Annotated in this window: 14 protein-coding genes and 1 pseudogene; 8 read left to right on the forward strand and 7 right to left on the reverse strand. The window is 69.8% G+C overall.

Annotated elements, in window-relative coordinates; genetic code table 11:
• Positions 1-19: 19 nt before the first annotated feature.
• Positions 20-1818: pseudogene (locus tag OWM54_RS39120) on the forward strand (S8 family serine peptidase).
• Entirely contained in the window at positions 1815-2030 is a 216-nt protein-coding gene (locus OWM54_RS39125) for a DUF5818 domain-containing protein (protein ID WP_223747724.1), read from the forward strand. The pseudogene OWM54_RS39120 and the gene OWM54_RS39125 overlap by 4 nt, the downstream one beginning before the upstream one ends.
• Before the next feature lie 300 nt (positions 2031-2330).
• Here OWM54_RS39125 and OWM54_RS39130 read toward each other — a convergent pair whose 3' ends face one another.
• On the reverse strand, positions 2331-3515 hold the full coding sequence (locus tag OWM54_RS39130; RefSeq protein ID WP_324289175.1) for a type II CAAX endopeptidase family protein: 1185 nt from the start codon (positions 3513-3515) through the stop codon (positions 2331-2333).
• A gap of 192 nt (positions 3516-3707) precedes the next feature.
• Here OWM54_RS39130 and OWM54_RS39135 point away from each other — a divergent pair, with 192 nt between their 5' ends.
• From OWM54_RS39135 to OWM54_RS39145, 3 genes are read left to right on the forward strand one after another with little or no spacing between them, the layout of a single operon-like run.
• Positions 3708-5027 carry a hypothetical protein gene (locus tag OWM54_RS39135; RefSeq protein ID WP_267700652.1) on the forward strand — a complete coding sequence of 440 codons (1320 nt, stop codon included), beginning with the start codon at positions 3708-3710 and terminating at the stop codon, positions 5025-5027.
• Entirely contained in the window at positions 5028-6212 is a 1185-nt protein-coding gene (locus tag OWM54_RS39140) for a cytochrome c3 family protein (RefSeq protein ID WP_267700653.1), read from the forward strand.
• Positions 6212-6670, forward strand: coding sequence for an Ig-like domain-containing protein (locus OWM54_RS39145; RefSeq protein ID WP_267700654.1), 459 nt, complete (start codon positions 6212-6214; stop codon positions 6668-6670). Before OWM54_RS39140 ends, OWM54_RS39145 begins: the two co-directional genes overlap by 1 nt.
• Positions 6671-6693: 23 nt before the next feature.
• Here the strand turns inward: OWM54_RS39145 and OWM54_RS39150 are convergent, their stop codons facing one another.
• The 6 genes from OWM54_RS39150 to OWM54_RS39175 form a co-directional block, all read right to left on the reverse strand.
• Positions 6694-7191 carry a DUF6265 family protein gene (locus tag OWM54_RS39150; protein ID WP_267700655.1) on the reverse strand — a complete coding sequence of 166 codons (498 nt, stop codon included), beginning with the start codon at positions 7189-7191 and terminating at the stop codon, positions 6694-6696.
• 73 nt (positions 7192-7264) lie between these two features.
• The gene (locus tag OWM54_RS39155; protein WP_267700656.1) at positions 7265-9817 is read right to left on the reverse strand and encodes a 1-acyl-sn-glycerol-3-phosphate acyltransferase; all 2553 of its coding nucleotides are present in this window, start codon (positions 9815-9817) and stop codon (positions 7265-7267) included.
• A 14-nt stretch (positions 9818-9831) separates the two neighbouring features.
• Complete coding sequence (gene argS / locus OWM54_RS39160) at positions 9832-11553, reverse strand: arginine--tRNA ligase (protein ID WP_223747731.1); 1722 nt, start codon at positions 11551-11553, stop codon at positions 9832-9834.
• Positions 11554-11628: 75 nt separating this feature from the next.
• On the reverse strand, positions 11629-13320 hold the full coding sequence (locus OWM54_RS39165; protein ID WP_267700657.1) for a hybrid sensor histidine kinase/response regulator: 1692 nt from the start codon (positions 13318-13320) through the stop codon (positions 11629-11631).
• Positions 13321-13428: 108 nt separating this feature from the next.
• Positions 13429-14157, reverse strand: coding sequence for a HEAT repeat domain-containing protein (locus OWM54_RS39170; protein WP_223747732.1), 729 nt, complete (start codon positions 14155-14157; stop codon positions 13429-13431).
• 92 nt (positions 14158-14249) lie between these two features.
• Positions 14250-15245 (reverse strand): DnaJ C-terminal domain-containing protein, encoded by a 996-nt coding sequence (locus OWM54_RS39175; RefSeq protein WP_267700658.1) that lies wholly within the window; start codon positions 15243-15245, stop codon positions 14250-14252.
• A gap of 113 nt (positions 15246-15358) precedes the next feature.
• On the opposite strand from OWM54_RS39175, the gene OWM54_RS39180 reads away from it, so the two are divergent.
• From OWM54_RS39180 to rpsL, 3 genes are all read left to right on the forward strand, one after another.
• Complete coding sequence (locus tag OWM54_RS39180) at positions 15359-16060, forward strand: hypothetical protein (RefSeq protein WP_223747733.1); 702 nt, start codon at positions 15359-15361, stop codon at positions 16058-16060.
• Positions 16057-16551 (forward strand): ribosomal protein S18-alanine N-acetyltransferase, encoded by a 495-nt coding sequence (gene rimI, locus OWM54_RS39185; protein WP_223747734.1) that lies wholly within the window; start codon positions 16057-16059, stop codon positions 16549-16551. The genes OWM54_RS39180 and rimI overlap by 4 nt, the downstream gene beginning before the upstream one ends.
• A 215-nt stretch (positions 16552-16766) precedes the next feature.
• On the forward strand, positions 16767-17138 hold the full coding sequence (gene rpsL, locus OWM54_RS39190) for a 30S ribosomal protein S12 (RefSeq protein WP_043408969.1): 372 nt from the start codon (positions 16767-16769) through the stop codon (positions 17136-17138).
• Positions 17139-17198: the final 60 nt, after the last annotated feature.

The raw sequence follows: 17198 nt of genomic DNA on the forward strand, positions 1-17198 counted from the left end.
TTCCTCAAGGAGCAACCCGATGCGGATGGTGCGATGGAGTTTGGGCGGAGCCGCGCTGGCCCTGGCCGTGACGGTGGCGCCCGCGTGCAAGTCCGCCCAGAGCGAAGCCGAGCGCCCTGCGCCGCCTCCCGCCTCGCTGGTGGACGCGGTGGATGTGGTGCCCCACGCCATCGTCGTGGACTTCAAGGACGGCACCACCAAGGCGGAGTTCGACGCCTGGGAGGCCGACTGGGGCGTGGACCTGGAGCTCAACTCGGTGGAGAGCGCCGACGAGGCCCTCACGCTGGCGGTGGGCGTGGACGACGTGGCGGGCGTGCTGGAGAAGATCCGCCGGCACCCGAGCGTCGAGGCCGCCGAGCCGCTGATGGAGGTCCGCGCGAGCTTCACGCCGAATGACCCGGAGTACGCGCGGCAGTGGAACCTCCAGATGATCGACATGCCCAAGGCCTGGGAGCGCAGCCGGGGCAAGGGCGTCGTCGTGGCCGTGCTGGACACGGGCATCGCGTACGAGGACCACGAGGACTTCAAGCAGGTGCCCGACCTCAAGGGCGTGAAGTTCGTGGCCGGCTACGACTTCGTCAACGACGACGAGCACGCCAACGATGACCACGGCCACGGCACGCACGTGGCGGGCACCATCGCGCAGGCCACCAACAACGGTGAGGGCGTGGCGGGCGTGGCCTTCGAGGCGACGCTGATGCCGGTGAAGGTGCTCAACCACTTCGGCGGTGGCACCACGGCGGACATCGCGGACGCCATCCGCTTCGCGGCGGACAAGGGCGCCAACGTCATCAACATGTCGCTGGGCGGCGGTGGCTATTCGCAGGTGATGGCCCAGGCGGTGGAGTACGCCCGCAAGAAGGGTGTCACGGTGGTGGCGGCTGCGGGCAACGGCGGCCGCGCGCACGTGGAGTTCCCCGCGGCCTATCCCGGCGCCGTGGCGGTGTCCGCGGTGGGGCCGGAGGGCTCGCTCGCGCCGTACTCGTCCTATGGCAAGGAGCTGGACATCGCCGCGCCCGGTGGTGACAAGCGCCGTGGGGACGCGGGCGGCATCATCCAGAACACCATCGACCCGAGGGACGTGTCGCGCTCCGTCTACGCCTCGTACCAGGGCACCAGCATGGCCACGCCGCACGTGGCCGCGGTGGCCGCGATGCTGTACTCGGCCGGCGCCAAGGGGCCCGACGAGGTGGAGAAGGCGCTGTACGCGGGGGCGACGAAGGTGGCGGACCAGGCGTGGACCGAGCAGTACGGGCACGGCCTGCTCAACGCGGAGGCGTCGCTGGCGTCGCTCGGCGGTGGCATGTCGCGCTGGCCGCCGCTGTACTGGGCGCTGGCGCTGCTGGCCTTCGTGCTGCTGACGCTGCGCGGCCGTGAGCGCCCGGGGTACCTCAACGCGCTGCTGCGTCCAGCGTTCCTCGTGCCGCTGCTGCTCTCCACGGTGGGCGTGTACTTCGTGCGCGCCTGGTTCATGGGCACGGCGGGCGCCGCGGGAGACGTGGTGGAGATGGCCTCGCTGCCCATCCCGGATTGGGAGCGCATCATCTTCGGCCGGGGTCGCACGGTGAACCCGCTGTTCTACAGCGCGCTCATCCCCGTGCTGCTGTCGCTGCCCGCCATCGGATGGAAGGGGATGCGCTCGGCGGTGGGGGGCCTCGCGCTGGGCTTCGCGGGCTTCCTGGCGTACTCGGCGTGGGCGGGCGCTCCGGCGCTCTCGTGGATGCCCTTCGCGTTCCTGGCGAAGCCGTGGCTGGGTTCAACACGGTCGTCTGCCTCATCGTCGCTCGCGCCATGCTCAAGCGTGAGGACGTGCCGTGACGCTCACCGGGCGCGTTGTGTTCCGTGACATCGAGACGGGCGTGTGGGTGCTGGAGGCCGATGACGGCACCACGTACCAGCTCGCGGGTGGCGACCGGCACATCAAGAAGGACGGCCACCGCATCGAGGCCGAGGGCCGCGTGGACAAGGACGTGCTCACCGCCGCGATGGTGGGGCCCGTCTTCCACGTGAGCTCGTATCGCTTCGTCTGAAGTGGGGGGCCGGGGTTCGCTCCGGTCCTCGCTTGTCGCGGAAGACGTCAGGTGCTGGCCCGTGAGCCTGGGCCAGGCGCGGGTACGTCCTGCCGCCAGCGTTCCTGTCCGTGATGGGCTCGTGGGCGCGCTGTCTTGTGACGTGGCACGCCGCGCCGAGACGACCATCGTCAGGGCGACGTGCCGAACCGCGCTTGCTCCATGGCATGAGAGCCGCCAGCGTCGGGGTGGCGGCACCACGTACGCAAGTCGCTCAGTGAGCGGCGCCCATCAGCGCCCAACCGTTGGCTTCGCGGCCGCTCACGGTGACTTGGTACCGCCTTCGGCCTTGTGCGCGCGCGCCTGACGCGTGCGCTCCTCGCTGTACGCCTCCAGCGGAGCCTCTCCCCGGCGCACGGCCTCGCGGAGTTCCTGCAACGACTCCCGCTCCGCTTGGAGCCCCGCGGGCGCGTCCTTCTTGAGTGGCGCCAGCGGGTGGGCCACGTCATGGAGGTTGAGCGCGATGCCGCGCCGGTCCACCACGGCGAGCAGCACCAGGGACACCGTCGCGGCCACCACCCACGGCAGCACCAGCTTCGCCAGCGACGGCACGGGCTTCGTCTCCCGCGCGCGCGCGTCGCTCACCGCGATGCCGGTGCCCCAGACGGGGACCCACCGCGACATGCCCAGCAGCGCGAGCACTCCCGCCCAGCCGAGGCTCGCCAGCATCAGCACGTCCTGGGGGCTGGTGTCCGTGTCCGCGGCCTCGGTGCCCATCGACTTCGCCACCAGGAACGCCGCCGAGGACACCAGGTTGTTGGCCGCATGCGCGGCGATGCCGGGCCACAGCGAGCCGGTGCGCAGGTAGAGCCAGCCAAACAGCAGGCCCAGTTCCACGCGCGCCACGAAGCCCACCGGGTCCAGGTGGAACGCGCTGAACACCACCGCGGAGATGACCAGGGCCGTCGTGGGCGAGCGCGGCGACGGGGGCGTCAGGCCCCGCTGGAAGACGCCTCGGAAGAACAACTCCTCGCAGATGGGCGCGGCGACCGTCACGCCCGCCAGGATGATGGCCAGCTCCACCGGCGTCTGCTGCTCGAAGAGCCGCGAGCCATCGAACATGTCCTTCATCCACTCGGGCGCGAGCTTCTGCGCGGTGAACTGGATGGGCACCACCAGCGCGAAGAAGTTGGCGATGCCCAACAGGAAGCCGAAGAGCGTCGACACCGGATGCAGCGGCGTCAGCCCCGTGAAGAGCGCGGGCTTCCATCCTCCGAGGCGCGGCAGCAGCCACCCCAGCGCCATGAAGATGAAGACCTCGGTGAACCAGATACCGAAGGCCGCGTTGAGCAACTGGACGGAGCCGCCCACCAGGATGAAGAGCACCAGCGCCAGGGCCGCCCCGCCGAGCGCCAGCATCCGAGGGCTCCTGGGCTCCGGAAGGGGAGGCTCGGAGGGGCCCGTCGGCCCGAGGGGCGCGGCGTCGCTGGGGGCGGAATCTTCCAATTTGTCGTCTCCTTGACGCGAAAAGCTGAACTGTCGCGACAGCAGGTTCTCTATACTGTCAGCACCTTGACGTCCTACATCCTGGCTCGAACGGTGCAGCGGACGTGGTGGAAGCCCCCTCGAATCCTTGGCGCTGTCTGTGCCCTGGGCCTGGGGCTGGGAGCAACGACGTCGCACGCGTCGGCGTTCCTGGTGGAAGCGCGAACCGAGGCGCAGGCGTACCAGATTCGTGCGTGGCGTGGCAGCACGTCGGACGACCCGGTGCTGCTGCCAAGGCGGCGAATCGTCCAGTACCTGGGGCTCAACGCCTTCGAGCTCGCCACGGGGCAGGACCTGGGCTTCGAGTCCAACATGCGCATCTGGGCGGACTTCGGTCTGCCCAAGGGTGAGGCCGAGCGCGTCGACGGGCTGAAGTCCGAGGACGCGGAGCTGCTGCACGCGTACGTGCGCTACGCGAAGGGCGGCTTCGAGGGACGGCTGGGCCGTCAGCTCTACACGGACGTCTCGGACATCATCGCGTTCGATGGTCTGCGCGCGCGCTACGTGACGCGCATGGGCCTGGGCGCGGAGCTGTACGGCGGCCTGTGGGTGAAGGGCGCGAGCTTCCTGGGCTCGTCCGTGTATCAGCCGGACGGTACGCGGGAGAGCGACTCGCGGCGGCTGGACCAGGGCGTGGCGGGCGCGGACCCCACGCTGGATTCGATGGAGCCCGTCTTCGGCGCCAAGCTGCTGCTCGAGGACCTGAAGGGCTTCAACGCCGCGGTGGGCTACCGCAAGGCGATGGTGGAGGGGAAGACGGACCTGGAGCGCGCCACGGTGGAGGCGCGCTATGGCCGGGGCCTGGGTCTCAACGCGCTGGCCGGCGTGGACTACGACGTGCTGCAGGGCAAGGTGGCCCAGGTGCGCACGCAGGTGCGCTGGGACGGCACGCGCGTCGCGACGACGCTGGAGGTGATGCGCCTGTCGCCCGTGCTGTCGGCGGACTCCATCTGGTACTACTTCGCGTGGGCGCCGCGCGACGAGGCGCGGGTGCGCGTGGACGTGTTCACCCCCGGCCCGCTGCGCTTCTACGTGCAGGCGCTGGGCAGCCGGTACAACGAGAACGTCAACCCGGAGATGGCCATCGCCTCGCAAGTGGACGCGGAGGGCGCGCCGGAGTCCACCAGCGTCGGTGGGGCGGCGGGCGCGGCGTGGCGCTCGGGCGCGTTCCGCTCGGCGCTGGACGTGACGTACCGCACGGGCTTCGGCGGAGACCAGCTCTGGGGCGACCTCACCGGTGGCTACACGTTCGACCGGGAGCGCTTCACGCTGGACGCGCGGGTGTCCTTCGCGCGCATCTTCGACAGCTTCAACGCGCGCCTGGGGGGCAACTTCTACGGCGCCCAGGTGTGGGCCAGCCGGGCCCTGACGCGCGCGACGCGGCTGTCGCTGGTGGTGGAGCAGAACTTCAATCCCTTCACCGACTCCGACACCAAGGCCTTCCTCCTCTTCGACCTGAAGGCGAGCTTGTAGATGCTTCACCGTCAGAACCGACATGCACTGCTCGCCCTGGCCGCGCTCGCCATGCTGGTGGGCGCCGGCGTCGCCTGGGCCGCCACGGCCCGCGAGCGCAGCCTGGCCGTCTATCCCGCCCAGCACGTCCCGCTGCGCTTCGACCACGCCCAGCACCTGGAAGCGGGCGCCGAGTGCACCACGTGCCACGACTCGGCCCGCGCCAGCGCGTCCTCCAAGGACCTGAACCTCCCGGGCCACGAGGAGTGCGAGACCTGCCACGACATCGAGGCGGGCCGGAAGGGCAAGCCCACGGACCCTCCGTCCGCGTGCAACACCTGCCACCCGGGCTTTGACGCCACCGTGCGCAAGGAGCCCGCGAAGCTGTCCATGCCTCCGGCCAACCTGCACTTCAGCCACCAGCAGCACGTGGACAAGAAGGTGGAGTGCTCGGTGTGCCACGGCGAGATGAAGGACGTGAAGCTGGGTACGCGAAACCAGCTGCCGAAGATGGCCACGTGCTTCAAGTGCCACGACGGCACCGTGGCCTCGAACACGTGCGCGACCTGCCACCCGACGGAGCCGTCCGGCCGGCTCAAGCTGACGTTCGACTCGGGCCTGCTCAAGCCCATGCAGGGCAACCCCCTGGGCCTGGACCACGGCCCGCGCTTCGAGTTCAACCACGGGGCCCGCGCGTCGACGGACCGGCTGGTCTGCATGCAGTGCCACAGCGAGAGCTACTGCCAGACGTGCCATGACGGCATGCAGAAGCCGCTGTCCATCCACCCCAACGACTTCATCACGCTGCACCCGGTGCAGGCCCGGACCAACTCGCCCCGGTGCGAGAGCTGCCACCGCGCCCAGTCGTTCTGCGCCGCCTGCCACGAGCGTGCGGGCGTGGGCATGGACGCGGCCCAGTCGCTGCGGCCGCGCAACCAGAAGGTGCACCCGGACTACACCACGTGGGTGGAGCTGCCCGGACCGCAGCACCACGGCATCGCCGCCTCGCGGGATTTGACCAGCTGCATCTCCTGCCACCGCGAGGAGTCGTGCATGAGCTGCCATTCGGAGCTGTCGCCGCGGCGGCAGATCAACCCGCACCCGGCGGGCTTCGCGCAGTCGTGCAAGAAGCTGGCGTCGGCGAATGACCGCGCCTGCCTCAAGTGCCACTCGTCGGAGAGCCTGGCGCAGAAGGGGTGCCGGTGATGGGCGCGCGCTCGAGTCGGTTCGTCGCAGGAGTGCTGCTCGCGCTGTCGTCGCTGTCCGGGTGCCTGGAGCCCGGGGACGCCATCTACCTGCCGCGCGACACGGTGCCGCCCCGGGTCGTCTCCACGGCGCCGGGAGGAGGGGAGACGCTTCCGAGGGGCGGCTCCCTGCGCGTCACCTTCTCCGAGGCCATGGACGTGCGCAGCCTGCGCCCCGGCTTCGCGGTGTTCTCCGGTCGGGATGAGCTCCCGCTGGTCCTCACCGCGCCGCCCGTGCCGGAGCTGGACGAGGATGTAGAGCGGGGCGACGTCCCGTACACGGTGGAGGCCGCCTTCGCCGAGGGCGTCGTGCTGACGCCCAACACGCAGTACACGCTGGTGCTGCGCACGGTGCTCACCGACTACGAGGGCAACCCGCTCTCCAGCGAGATTCGCATCGTCTTCCGCAGCGCGCCGTGAGGTGAGCCCTCGCGGGCCCGTCGCTACATCTGGAAGAACTCGAAGCTCTGTCCCGCCTCCTTGCCGTCCTTCTTCCCCTCGATGCGGGCGGTGAGGCGGTTGGCGGTGGGGCGCTGGTAGAAGATTCGCTGCGGGTAGTCGTGCTGCGGGTTCTCGAACAACACGCCGTTGCTGTTGCAACGCAGCATCTTGAAGTCCGAGGGCGGCCGTCCCATGGGCTGGGCCACGAAGTAGAGCCCGTCCTTGCGCGCCTCGATGCGCATGTACTCGAAGAACACCGTCTTGCCCTGGACGATGGTGCGGCTCACCCCGAAGAGCGTGCCGCCCGCCGCGGGCGTCCAGTGCTCCTCCATGAGGTTGCCGGCCGTGTCCTGACGCCAGCTCCCCGCCAGCCAGGCTACGTCATGGATGGAGTCGCCACACTCACGCGAGGCGGGCTCACGGGAGTTCGGCGTGGAGCCACAGCCGAGAAGCGGGGAGGCACCGAGGACGAGGGCCAGGAGGGCAGGGCGAGCAGTCATCCGCCCATCCTCCCATGCCCCGCTGACGGGCCGCACCGTCCTCGAGGAGGCGGCGCGGCCCGGTGTCGACACGTCAGCGCTGCAGGTACTCGCGGATGCTCTCGACCAGCTGCTTGCGCGCGTCCGCGTCCGTCGCCTGGGGACCGACCTTGAGCTTCTTGTCCTCTTCGACGAGGAGCTTCTGGTCCTGCAGGTACGTGACCGCGTTCTCCAGCGTCACCTTGGCCAGGGACTCGGCGGCGGTGATGCGACCGGCGTGGTACTCGGCGCGGCCTGTCTCCAGGGCCAACCGGAGGAAGGCCTTGCGGTCCTCGGCGACGCCCGTGGCCACGTCGTTGAGCGTCATCGCGGCCAGCAGGTACGCCTCCAGGTAGTCGCGCAGCAGGTCCGCCAGGAACTCCAGTTCCGGCTGGGCGTGGGGCTCGGGCGCGACGCTCAGCGTGTCGCCCTCGTGCATCACCAGGCCCATGCGCACCAGCCGCTCCACCGTCTCCGCGAAGATGGTGTCGAAGGTGGTGTTCACCCGGTAGATGAACTCGAGCTTGAACAGGCGCGAGAGGAACAGCGCGCGCGCCTTCACGTCGTCGTACGAGGCGGACGTGCCGGCGGCCAGCATGGCGTTGGCCACGAGGCTGCGCGCGGCCACCAGGTTCATCAGCGTGTTCTTGTAGAAGGACATCTCCGCGCGGCGGTCGTCCTCCACCTGGTAGATGACGTCACCCTTGGCCTCCTGGGTGCGCACCATCTCGTCGCCGATGAAGGTGCGCATCGCGTCCTGGATGGGCCCCATCGTCTCGGGGTTGCTGGGGGCGTTGCCCAGCTCGCGCGACTGCGGCGCGCCGTCCTCCTGGGCGATGCGGCGCAGGATGCTGATGCGGTCCGCCAGCTCCCGCTGCGTCAGGCCCCGGCGACGGTGCGCGAGCAGCGACGTGCTCACCAGCGCGTGCGGCGTCACGGTGGACACCTTGCTGATGCCGTACATCACGCGGTTGCCGAGCGCGCGGACCAGGCCCTTCTTCTGCTCGTCCGTCACCGGCTGCTCGGGGTCGAGCCCGCGCTCCTTCATGAACTCCACGAGCGAAATCGGCTCGTCGAAGCCCAGGTGGATGCGGCCATAGCGCGCCGCGAGCACCTTGGGCGTGCTGAGCAGCGCCTTGAGGTCCTCGGGCTTCTTCTCCCCGCCGGCCAGCTCCTTCGAGTAGCTGCCCGACTCGACGACCTTCTCGTAGTCGATGGCCACCGGGACGAAGAGCAGGTCGTTGCGCGCGCCCTCTAGCACCGATTCCACCTGCCAGGTGAACATGCCCAGCTTGGGGGAGAGCAGCTTGCCCGTGCGCGAGCGGCCGCCCTCGGGGAAGAACTCCTGGTGGATGCCGTCGTGCACCAGCTTGCGCACGTAGGCCTTGAAGGACGCGGCGTAGACCTTGTCGCCCTTGAACGAGCGGCGCAGGAAGAACGCGCCGCAGCGGCGGAAGATGCTGCCCAGGGGCCAGAAGGACAGGTTGGCGCCGGCGGCCACCAGCGGCACCGCGTAGCCGCGGTTCCACAGCACCCAGCTCATCACCAGGTAGTCCATGTGGCTCTTGTGGCTGGGGCACAGGACGATGGGCGCGCGGGTGGCGGCCTTGAGCGCGCGGTGCAGGCCCGCCTCGTCCACGTGCATGCCGTCGTAGATGCGGTTGAACACCCAGTCGAGCAGCGGGGCGACGAAGGCCAGCGTCGTGGGGCTGGGCTTCGCGGCGATGGCCTCCAGGTTGCGGCGGGCCTCGCGCAGCACGCTCTCCTGCTTGCGGCCGGACTGCGCGGCGTGCTCGTCCACCACCTTGCGCAGCTGCCTGTCGCGCAGGGTCTCGTCGATGATGCGCACGGCCGGCTTGGCCGGCGGTCCGAACACCGCGCGCGTCTCCCGGGCCAGGTGCACGTGCAGCGTGCTGCGCACCTTGCGCGCGAGCACCTCCACCGAGTCCTTCGGGTTCTGCTCGGCGAAGGCGCGCAGGTCGATGGGCTCTCCCACGCGGAACTGCGCGCGCTTGTAGTTGCGGAAGAAGGCCAGCATCGAGTGCAGGAAGCCCGGCGCCTCGGGGCTGCCGAACACCATGTCCACCCAGTTGGGCTTCAGGCGCGCGCTGCGCTTCTCCCAGACGAACAGCTCGGGCACCAGGTACACGGGCCGGTCCGACGTGCGCGCCAGCTCCACCAGGGCGGGGAAGGGGTCCTCGTGCGTCTCCTTCCCGGACGCGTGCAAGAGCGCCGTGCGCCGCAGGAAGACCAGGCCGCTGCCTCCCTGTTGGCGCGCGTACTCGAAGCGCTCCAGGAACGCGCCGCCCTGCTTCGTCTGGCGCCACGGCTTGGTGAACCACGGGCGCAGGTTGGACACCGCCCGCACGGGCGGCAGGCTCCGGCGCACCATGGCCCAGGTGAGGTAGAGGAAGTTCACCCACGCCGTGGAGCGCATGACGTGCACCACGAACCCCTTGGCGTGGAGGTTTCGCAGCTCGTCCTCGGCCTCGGGTGGGAAGTGGACGCTCTCCAGATAACGAGTGCCCAGTGCCCGACCCATCGGGCCGAACTCCGCCTTCAGCAAGGACTCTCCCTGATTCGCAGACTGCGACAGCGCGGTTTCCAAGGCAGCCCCCGGGGCTACATGTTCTCGGGTGTCGGAATGCCCAACAAGGTCAGACCCGACGCGAGCGTAACCCGCGCCGCGTCCGCCAGGGCGAGTCGCGCGGAACGCAGCGCGTCATCCCCTTCGACGTTGATGCGCTTGTCGCGCTCCTGGTTGCCGAGCGTGTAGTAGCGGCTCAGGGCGGCGGCCACGTCGAGCAGCAGGCGGGCCACGAGGCTGGGCTCGTACTGCTCGGCCGCGTCGCGCACCACCTCGGGCAGGCGCATGATTTCGCGCACCAGGGCCTGCTCCTCGGGGAGCGTCAGCAGGCTGGCGTCGTAGGTGGCGGGCGCGCCGCCGCCCTTGCGCAGCACGTTGACCACGCGCGCGTGGGCGTACTGGAGGTAGGGGCCCGTGTGGCCCTCGAAGCTCACCACCTCGTCCCAGTCGAAGGTGTAGTCGGTGGCGCGCTTGTGCTTGAGGTCGCCGAAGGCGATGGCGCCCAGGCCGATCTGCTCGGCGAGCTTGTCCGGGTCATCCGTCTGGAGCCGGCCGGCTTCCTGGTTCTCCTTCACCTTGGCGGCGGCGCGCTCCTTGGCCTCGTCGAGCACGTCGTTGAGCTGCACCACCTGGCCCTTGCGCGTGCTCATGCCGTGGATGCGGCCGAACGCCACGTGCACGCACTTGTCCGCCCACGGCTGGCCCATCTCCTTCAGCGTGCGGAACACCTGACGGAAGTGCAGCGCCTGGTCCTGGGCCACGACGTAGAGCGACTTCTCGAACTGGAAGCGCGTGTGGCGGTCCTCGGCGGCGGCCAGGTCGCGCGTGGCGTAGAGCGTGCTGCCGTCGTTCTTCTTGAGCAGGATGGGCGGCTCGTTCTCCGCGTAGGGCAGGTCGACGATGAGCGCGCCCTGCGACTCCTTCACGCCGGGCTTCTTCGCAATCTGCTCGATGACCGCGTCCATCTTGCCCTGGTAGCGGCTCTCGCCCTCGATGTGCTCGAACTCGATGCCCATCCGCGCGTAGATCTGCTTGAAGCCGCGGATGCTCGTCTCGCGGAACTGGTTCCAGAGCTTGAGGGCCTCGGCGTCACCGGCCTCCATGCGGCGGAAGAAGTCGCGGGCCTTCTCGTCGAACGCGGGCTCCGTCTCGGCGCGCTTGTTGGCGCGCACGTAGACCTCCACCAGGTGGCCCATGTCGTCGATGCGCGCGGGGTCTCCGTACTCCTGGAAGCCCACCGCGACGAGGCCGAACTGCTTGCCCCAGTCACCCAGGTAGTTGATGCCCTCCACCCGCCAGCCGAGCGCCCGGTAGATGTTGGCGATGCAGTGACCCAGGAACGTGGTGCGGATGTGATGGAAGCCGATGGGCTTGGCGATGTTCGGCGACGAGTAGTCGATGACCACCGTCTTGCCGCGCCCCGCGTCCGCGTCTCCGCCGTAGGTGGCGCCCGCCTTGCGGGCCGCGTCGAGCACCTCGCTGGTGAAGGGCACCGCGTTGAAGCGGGCATTCACGTACGGGCCCACGGCCTTGATCTCCAGGCCCGGCACGGAGAGTTTCTCGGCCAGTTCCTTGGCGATGACGGGGGGCGCCTTCTTCTGGGCCTTGGCGAGAGGGAAGGTGGCGAAGCTCAGGTCGCCGTGCGCCGCTTCCGCGGGCTTGACCTGGGCTTCGATGTCGGCGGCCTGCACGCCCAGGGCGCTGGCGAGGCCCTCGGCGAATGCGGCGCGGTAGCGGGAATAGACGGAAGTGCTCATGAACGCGCGGATACTAGCCAAGCCGAGGTGGCGTGCGGCCACCTCTTGTTCGTTCCGCGGTCCATTCCGTCCCCCTCAGGGGACGGCGGGAGCCCGGCGGCTGGGCCGCACCACCGCCGACACCGTGTCCAGCAGCTTGGGGAGCTGGAGCGGCTTCTCGAAGAAGCCGTCGATGCGCTCCAGGCCCTGGCCGGAGGTGAGGGACGCCACCTCGCTGGCACCCGAGATGATGTACACGACGATGTCCGCGAGCGACTCGGTGCCCCGGATGAAGCGGAGCACCGACTGCCCGTCCTCCTCGCTCAGCCGCAGGTCGAGCAGCACCATGGCCGGCCGGATGTGCGAGAGGATGGAGCGCGCCTCGGAGGCCCCCGAGGTGGCCATCACCCGGTAGCCCTCCTGCTCCAGCACCTGCTGCAGCACCTCGCGGCAGTCCGCGTCGTCCTCGACCAGGAGGATGCCGCCCGCCTTGGGCGCCGCCTGGCTCGGGTCCGGGGAGCTGACCGCCCCGGCGAACATCGGCAGCACCAGCTGGAACGTGCTGCCCTCGCCGAGCACGCTGGACGCCTCCACACGGCCGCCGTGCAGGGCGACGATCTTCCCCACCAGCGGCAGGCCCAGCCCCGCCCCGGGAGGACGCGGCACGCCCGGCTGCGCCCGGTAGAAGGCGTCGAAGATGTGCTCCAGCGCCTCGGCCGACATGCCGGGACCGCTGTCCTTCACCGTCAGTGCGGCGAGCCCCTCCTCGGCGGAGACGGTGACCTCGACGGTGTCATCCTGCTCGCTGTGGTGGATGCCGTTCTCGACGAGGTTGTGGATGGCCTCGGCGATGCGCTCGCGGTCTCCCCGGACGAACACCTCCGCGCACGGGGGGATGTGCACCTGCACCTTGCCGTGCTCGGCGACGACGGCCAGGGAGCGGACCACCTCCTCGGCCACGGCCTTGAGGCCGAAGGGGCGCTGGTTGAGCTGCATCTTCCCGGACTGGAGCCGGGACATGAGCAGCAGGTCGTTCACCATGCGCAGCATGCGGTCGGAGTTCCGGTCGCAGATCTGCACCGCGCGGCGCTGGGCGTCCGTGAGGGGCCCCAGCTTCTCGCGTCCCAGCATCGCCAGGTACGACTTGATGGTGGTGAGCGGGTTCTTGAGGTCGTGCGAGACGTTGCCGAGCAGCTCCTCGCGGTTCTGCTCCAGGCTCTTCAAGCCCGCGATGGCTGTCTGGAGGTCTTTGTTGCGGCGGGCGCTGTCGTCGCGGAGCCGGGCCACCTCGTAGGCGGCGGCCAGCTGCGCGGCCAGCGACTGGAGCACGGTGTCGGAGACGGCGCGGCGCGCGCCCAGGACGACGAGCACGCCCGTGACGCCGTGGGGGCTCTCCAGCGGCACCGCGAGGGTGTCCGCTTCGCGCAGGAGCTTCTTCTCGGAGAAGGCGCGCCCCACCACGCCCTCGCCCGGGACGGCGGCGACGACGCGGCTGTCGTAGCGGCCGCGGACGTGCTCGACGTGGAGCTGCTCGCGCGAGGCGAAGAAGCGGGCCACGTAACAGACCTTGGGCTTGAGCAGCGCGTGGAGCGTCTGGAGGTGGGAGCGCAGGGCCTCGGTGGGGCCCGCGTTGTCGGTGAGGTGGCGCGCCATCTCCAGGAGGGCGCGCGCGACGGCGTCGGCGTCAGCCGGGGGAGCCGGCTTCGCTGCTCGACGGGTGGACTTCTTCGAGGTGGTGGGGCGCAGCGGCACGACCTCTGCCAGGGCCCCTTTCTTCTTCGAGCGCACGGGAGAATCCTGCTCCAGGTTCCGAGCGCCTGGGAACGGCCCCGGTGTGCAGGGCCTTCCGGAGGACAGTGGTCGTGTCGGCTGCCCGACACGACCGGGCCCGGGCGCTCAGGCCCGGCGCTGGATGCGGCCGTCCTTGTCCAGGACGTAGGGCTCCACCAGGAGCGACTCCACGCGGGCGCGCTGCTCGCCCACGCTGAAGCCCGCGTCCGCCAGGGCGGAGAGCGCCGAGGTCTGCACCCGACGCGCCGTCTCGTCGGCCGTCAGGAGCGCGAGCATGGGCTCCCTGGCCGGCTCGTACTTGAAGGAGGCGAGCGCCTTGAGCGCGGCGATCTTCACGTCGTCCGACATGTCCGAGAGGAACGGGACGACCACCGGGGGGATGCGTGCGTCCTGGCGACCGGTGACGTGGTGGAGCAGGACGACCTTCTTCTCCGGGTTCTTCGTGTAGGTCGAGGACAGGTGCTGGAGCGCCTTCACGCAGGCCTCGGTCACCTCGTCCTCGCTGACCAGCTCACCCAGCAGCCTGAGCGCCCACGACGTGGCGGGCTCCGTCTTGCTGAGGAACTCGACGATGGGGGGGACGGCGTCCTTGCCGAAGGCCTTCACCAGCTCGAAGGTGTGCTCCTTCTCGTCGGCGTCCGTGGTGAGCGGGTCCACGGTGATGGTGAAGCGGGCCAGGAGCACGGAGACGGCCTCGGGGAACTTCATCTCCCCGAGCTGCTGGATGGCCTTCTGGCGGGTCGCCGGGTCGCCGTACTTCTGGGTGACCTTGGGCTTGAGCTTGAGGGCTTTCTCGGGGCCCGAGCCGCCCGTGAAGATGTCTAAGAGGCCCATGTGCGCGTGTGCTCCGTTTGCGGCGACGTGAAATCCGACTGTGGGAGGGGCCGTCTATGCCTTGGCGGCGCCCAGGACAAGAGACAAGAGCTTCAGAGGGTCAGCTCGCGACGGACATCGTCCCGGTAGGCCTTGGCCAGGGTTTCCGCCGCGGCGCGGGTCTCCGGGGTGTCGGTGTCCGGCACCTTGACCTGGAGGCGGAGGTAGAGGTCACCCGGTGAACCCCCCTTGAGGGAGGGCACCCCACGCCCCTTGAGGCGCATCTGCCGGCCGGACTGGGAGCCAGGGGGGACCTTGACGGTGAGCTCGCCCTGGAAGGTGGGGACGCGCACCTCCGCGCCCAGCATGGCCTCCGGCACCGTGACGGGCACGTCCATGTGGAGGTCGTCACCTTCCCGACGCACCAGGGGATGCTCCATCACCTCGGTCTCGATGTAGAGGTCGCCCGGAGGCCCACCCCTCGCGCCGGGGGTGCCCTGGCCCGCCAGCCGGACCTTGGAGCCGGTCTGGACGCCCGCGGGAATCTTCACCGTCAGGCGGACGCGCTCGTCCGGGGTGGAGCGGTCGGGGGAGGCGCGGCTGATGGACAGGGGCCGCTCGGTGCCGTTGACGGCCTCGGCCAGCGTCAGACGGACCTGGGCGTTGAGGTCCTCGCCACGCTCGGGACCCATGGGGCCGCGCCCCCGGACCCGCCCGAAGGGGTCATTGAACCCGCCCCCACCGCCCCTGCGTCCTCCGAAGAGGTCGTTGAAGAGGTCCCCCAGGTCGAAGTCCTCGCCTCCGTAGGGGATGCCGCCCACGCCCCCCCGGGACGCCTGGGCGCGGTACTGCCGGTACGCCTCCGCCTTCTTCTCGTCGAAGCCGATCTTCTCGGCGTCCTCGCCGAACTCGTCGTAGAGCTTGCGCTTCTTCGGGTCCGACAGCACCTCGAAGGCCGAGTTGATCTGCTTGAACTTCTCCTCGGCGGACTTGTTGCCGGGGTTGACGTCGGGGTGGTGCTGGCGCGCGAGCTTCCGGAACGCCTTCTTGATGGCCTCCTCGGAGGCCGTCCGTTCCACGCCGAGGATCTGGTAGTAGTCGTCCGCCATTTGTTCCCGCCGAGCTGTACGTGATTGAAAGTAACCAGTCGGTGGGAGTGCGCCAGCAAGGACTGTTCGGCTGGCCTGGGGTGTATAAAGTCCGGCGGAAGATGAGGGAGGCCATGGCAGCGCCGCGCCGAGCGGGAGCAGGTACCTTCTGGCTGGCGGGCTGGCTCCTCCTGCTGGCCGCCCCGGCCGTGCATGCCCAGGCTCCCGCGGGAGAGGCGCAGGGCAGGGTGGTGGACCGGGTGGTCGCCATCATCGAGGGGCGGGTGCTCACCCAGAGCGAGCTGGAGTTCGAGGCCCGGGTGGCGCTCGTGCAGCGGGGCGGCCTCCAGGCGCTCGAGGTCCCCCTGGACGAGGAGCTCCTCCGGGGGGCGCTGGAGCTGGCCATCAGCCAGCGGGTCCAGGTGCTCAACGCCGACCGGCTCCAGGCGTTCCCCGCCGAACCCGCCGAGGTGGACGCGCGGCTGGAGGCGTTCCGGCTGCGCGTCGGGGGCTCCCAGGCCCTGGAGCGCTTCCTGGCCCGGGCGGACGTGGACGTGGAGGGGCTCAAGGCGGTGCTGACGCGGGGGCTCAGGGCCGAGCGTGTCCTGGACAGCCGCATCCGCCTGCGGGCCCAGGTGGGCGAGACGGAGATCCGTCGATTCTACGAGCAGCACCCCGGGGACTTTCCGGCCGACTACGAGACGGTGCGGGAGTCCATCCGGGAGAAGCTCTTCCGCGAGCGCTATGCGGCGCTGGCCGTGGAGGAGCTGGCGCAGGTGAGGGCCTCGGCCCAGGTGCGTCGGGTGGCGCCCTTCACACGGGAGGCAAAGCGATGAGGCGGATGCGGGAGGACGCCGAGCCACGCGAGCCGCATGGCTTCTCCATCCGTCAGATGACGGAAGGGGACCTGCCGGCGGTGATGGCGCTGGAGCAGGCGGCGTTCAAGAACCCCTGGTCCCCGGAGCTGCTCAAGCGCGAGCTCCAGCACGAGTGGTCCACCATCCTCCTGGTGGAGGAGCCCCGGCAGTTCGTGCCCCCGCTGCTCTTGGGCCTGGCCATCTTCTGGATCGTCCACGACGAGGTCCACGTGCTCAACGTGGCCACCGCCCCCCAGCACCGGCGGCGGGGCGTCGCGCGGGCCGTCATGGAGGAGGTGCTGGAGCGGGGCAGGGCGCGCCGCTGCAGCCTCGCCACCCTGGAGGTCAGGAAGAGCAACGAGCCGGCGATCCAGCTCTACCGCGCCTTCGGCTTCCGCCCGGTGGGCATCCGGCCGAACTACTACGCGGACGAGGGCGAGGACGCCGTGGTGATGGTCCTCGACTTCTGAGCGCACGCGGAGTAGAGGACCGACCCGTCGTAAGCTGGGTTGACGAGTCTCAAGGAAAGACCTCATGGACGCTGACCTGTTCCAGGTCTGCGTCATGCCGTGCTTGACACGGAGGGGTCGCTCCCTATACTCGCGGCCTTTTTCAGTAGTCCTGTAGGTAGATATGCGCCGCCTCGTGTCTCGTGGCGGCTGCGAACCCGAAGAACGAGGTATCAGTGCCGACCATTAGCCAGCTGGTCCGCAAGGGCCGCGAGAAGCTGAACATCAAGGGCAAGAGCCCCGCGCTCAAGGAGTGCCCCCAGAAGCGCGGCGTCTGCACCCGCGTGTACACGACGACTCCGAAGAAGCCGAACTCGGCCCTCCGCAAGGTGGCCCGCGTGCGTCTGACCAACGGAATCGAAGTGACGTCCTACATCCCCGGCGTGGGCCACAACCTCCAGGAGCACTCGGTGGTGATGATCCGCGGCGGTCGTGTGAAGGACCTCCCGGGCGTGCGCTACCACATCGTCCGTGGAACGCTCGACTCCGTGGGCGTTGCGGGCCGCAAGCAGAGCCGCTCCAAGTACGGCGCGAAGCGTCCGAGCTGAGCGCGACCACCTTCGTTGTTCCAGAGTCTGGACGTTGAGCCCCGCACCCTGGGGAGCGTC

This window comes from Myxococcus sp. MISCRS1 (assembly GCF_026626605.1).
Classification (GTDB): domain Bacteria; phylum Myxococcota; class Myxococcia; order Myxococcales; family Myxococcaceae; genus Myxococcus; species Myxococcus fulvus.